The sequence below is a fragment of the Ilyobacter sp. genome (assembly GCF_041583315.1).
Taxonomy (GTDB): Bacteria; Fusobacteriota; Fusobacteriia; order Fusobacteriales; family Fusobacteriaceae; genus Ilyobacter.
In genome coordinates, this window is the sequence record NZ_JBFHGC010000304.1 from 1 (window position 1) to 3,626 (window position 3,626).

The window sequence follows — 3,626 nt, forward strand, 5'->3', positions numbered from 1 at the left end:
GCTCATAAGAAGGCTTATACGTTCTAAATATGCCAGTCAAAAGGTGGTGGCATTCAAACACTCTATAGATAAAAGATATGATGAAACTAATGTGGTGTCTCACAGCAGCGTATTTATAGAGGGAGTGCCGGCTTCGTCTGTGGAAGAGATGGAAAAGATATTCTATAAAAAATACAGTGATGCTCAGGTAATCGGAATAGATGAAGTACAGTTTTTCGGAGAGTCTGTGGTGGAGTTTTGTGAGAAACTATCAGATATGGGGAAAAGAGTAATAGTGGCAGGGCTAGACCAGGATTTTAGAGGGGAACCCTTTGAACCTATAGATTCACTTCTGGCCAGGGCAGAATATGTGGACAAGCTGAGTGCCATCTGTGCAGTATGCGGTAACCCCGCGTCGAGAACTCAGAGGCTCGTAAACGGAGAACCGGCCTATTATAATGACCCTGTGGTTCTGGTGGGAGCCAGCGAGGCATATGAAGCCAGGTGCAGAAAATGTCACGTGGTAAATAGAGAAGAGAATAAAGAGGGGAAACTCTACTTTATAGTGGGAACAGATACCGATATAGGAAAAACCTATGCAGGTCTAAAGCTTGTAAAAGAAGAGATGGATAAAGGACTGAAGGTAACTGCAGTAAAGCCTGTGGAGACAGGAAGTGAAACCTTTCCGGAAAATCTGGAAGGTTCGGATTCTTATTCCTATGCACAGCTTCTTGGAAAAAAGGTGGAGGATATCAACCTTTTCTTCTATAAGAAACCAATGTCTCCAGATGCAGCAGCAGCAGCAGACGGGACATCTATTGATATAAAGGCTATAAAAGAAAAGATAGATAAAGAACTTCTTGAAAATGATGTTGTATTTGTAGAGGGTGCAGGGGGACTGCTGGTACCTCTTATAGAAAATTATATGTTTCTAGACCTTCTTGTGGATTATAGAAAAAAATCAGAAGTCATATTGATCTCGGGAAATGTCCTGGGAACAATAAATCATACTCTGCTGACTATAGATGTACTGAAAAGAAATGATATAAAAATAAAAGGTGTGGTTTTTAATAATAAAGAAAATATAAAAGATGAGAAATTTTTGAGAAATAATGTGGAGACGGTGAAAAAGATCGGTAAAGTAGCGATCTTGGCTGAAAACGGATATGGAGAATAAACTGATGGACCTCAGGAAACTGGAAAAGAATAAGAAATTTGGTTATCTTTTTTATATCTCTTACAGAGGTGGGTCCTTTGACGCCTTTGATGAAGTAAAAAACAAAAAAAGCGTAAAGGGAAGGTTCAGAGAGATAATGAATTCTCTGGGTTTCACCTGGGCAAAGGGTATACAACAGGCCGGAAGAACTGATGCCAAGGTAAGTGCAGGGGAGAATATTCTCTATGTGAGCAGCGGATATCCAGGAGATATGGATGAAATTACATTAAGATTTAATGAAATATCTAAAAAAGAGATGAAGATAAAGAAAGTGCAAAAGACCCTGTCTGACCTTGTCATTCCAGACCTGGTAGAAGCCAGGGAGTATTGCTATAGATATCCCCCTGCAAAGATAAAAAACAGTGATGAAGAGATACAAAGGCTCTGCAGGGAGCTCAGCGGCACATATGACGTGAGTGAGTTTACGGATTTTAAAGGGCAGCAGCTCAAGGAAAAAGTCAGAAGTGTGGAGGTTTCCTTTAGGGATAAGGGCCTTTGGTTTCAAGGGAGTTCTTTTATGCCGAAACAGGTGAGAATAATGTCGGGCTATATACTGACCGGTGAAAAGACACCTCTTCCTGGGAAATATCTGAATCTTGAAAAAATCTACCTCAAGAAGGAGCTAGAAGCTCTTTTTATAGAAAAAGCTCCTGAAATAAAAGAGACAAACCTTCTTTATGCGGAAAAGATGGGAGAGCTCTATATTTTTTATGTGAAGGCATCTAAAAAAGGTGAGTTCATAGGAACAAGAGGGAAAAATATAAAAAATCTCCGTAAAAAATACGGAGATATAGTGGTAAGGGAAGTGGCAGATGTTTTATAGAATAAGGCAGGTACTCACTTATATATTTTCAAAATATGAAGAGAAGAATAATGAGATTGTAAGGGAGATTCTCTCTGAAGATGAGTATGCTGTTTTTTCTAGGATGAAGGAATATGATAAGATTCATTCTGTGAATATGCTGAAAGAGGCCAGAGAAGACGAACTCCTGAAAAAGGACAAGAACTATCTGAAGCTTGCACTTCTCCATGACTGCGGGAAGGAAGGAGCGGGACTCATAGCGAGGATAAAACAGGTGAGTATAGGGGACGAGATATTGAAAAAACATCCTGAAAGATCGTATAAAAAACTTTTGGAGATAAACCCCTTTGTGGCAGACCTTGCAAGATCTCATCATTTTTCAGGTACCATAGGTAAAATGAAAAGATTTCAAGAGATAGATGACAGAAACTAATTTTTTAAAGTGAGGAAAAAAATGACAGTAGATATAAGAGATCACCTTTTATCAGTTGAAAAACCGGCACAGTATCTGGGGAATGAAATCAACAGCGTCCATAAAAAGGAGTTTAAAGCCCACATGTGCCTGTTTTTCCCTGATATATATGAAGTAGGTATGTCCAATGTAGGAATAAGAATCCTCTATGACATAATGAATAAAGTAAACGGATTTTATCTCGAAAGAGGATTCTCTCCCATGGGTGATATGGAAGAGGTCATGAGAAGAGAAAAAATACCTATGTTTTCACTGGAAAGCAAGACCCCTTTAGCTGAGTTTGATCTGATTGGGTTTTCGTTTTCATATGAGGTGAGTTATACAAATGCACTGAATGCCTTAGACCTGGCCGGGATTCCCTTTCATAGAGAAGACAGAGGAGAGGAATATCCTCTTATAATGGCAGGGGGAACATGCATGATGAATCCTGCACCTATGGAAAAATTTGTCGACTTCATGGTAATAGGAGACGGCGAAGACACCATGGTGGAGATTGCAAAGATATTTTCTGAAAATCCTGATAAAAGCAAAAAAGAGAAACTTCATATGTTAGATGGATTGGAAGGTGTTTATATTCCTGAAATTCATAAAAATAAGAAAAAGATAAAAAGGGCTATTGTCCGAGATTTTGATAAAACTGAGTTTTATGACAGGCAGATAGTTCCTTATATGCTTATAGTCCATGACAGGGCGGCTGTGGAAATACAGCGTGGATGTACAAGAGGGTGCAGATTCTGCCAGGCGGGGATGGTATACAGACCTGTGAGAGAGAGAACGCTGGAAAATAATATGAAACTAATAGAGAAGACTATAGAGGCCACAGGTTATTCTGAAGTTTCACTTTCTTCACTCAGCAGCAGTGATTACTCAAAAATAGGGGAACTTCTTGGAAGTATCCAGAATAAATACGGTGAGAATAATCTGGGGATAGGTCTTCCTTCCCTGAGAATGAACCCTTATTCTGTAAAGGTAGCAGAGCAGATCACAAGCGGAAAGAAGACCGGGTTTACCTTCGCTCCTGAAGCCGGATCTCAGAGGCTGAGAGATGTAATAAATAAAGGGGTAACAGAAGAAGAAATACTAGAAACAGCAGAAGCTGCGGTAAAAGCCGGATGGGATACTCTGAAGTTTTATTTCATGATAGGACTTCCTTTTGA

Annotated in this window: 4 protein-coding genes; all 4 read left to right on the forward strand. The window is 39.5% G+C overall.

The features are described from left to right. A partial coding sequence (locus ABZA26_RS10310; RefSeq protein WP_372714441.1) for a thymidine kinase occupies positions 1-1,156 on the forward strand: 1,156 nt, incomplete at its 5' end. Continuing rightward, positions 1,146-2,018, forward strand: a complete 873-nt coding sequence (locus ABZA26_RS10315; RefSeq protein ID WP_372714442.1) for a pseudouridylate synthase — start codon at positions 1,146-1,148, stop codon at positions 2,016-2,018. The genes ABZA26_RS10310 and ABZA26_RS10315, both read left to right, overlap by 11 nt. Beyond that, on the forward strand, positions 2,008-2,430 hold the full coding sequence (locus tag ABZA26_RS10320) for an HD domain-containing protein (protein WP_372714443.1): 423 nt from the start codon (positions 2,008-2,010) through the stop codon (positions 2,428-2,430). The genes ABZA26_RS10315 and ABZA26_RS10320 overlap by 11 nt, the downstream gene beginning before the upstream one ends. A 21-nt stretch (positions 2,431-2,451) precedes the next feature. After that, the coding region (locus ABZA26_RS10325; protein ID WP_372714444.1) for a TIGR03960 family B12-binding radical SAM protein at positions 2,452-3,626 on the forward strand (1,175 nt) is incomplete at its 3' end.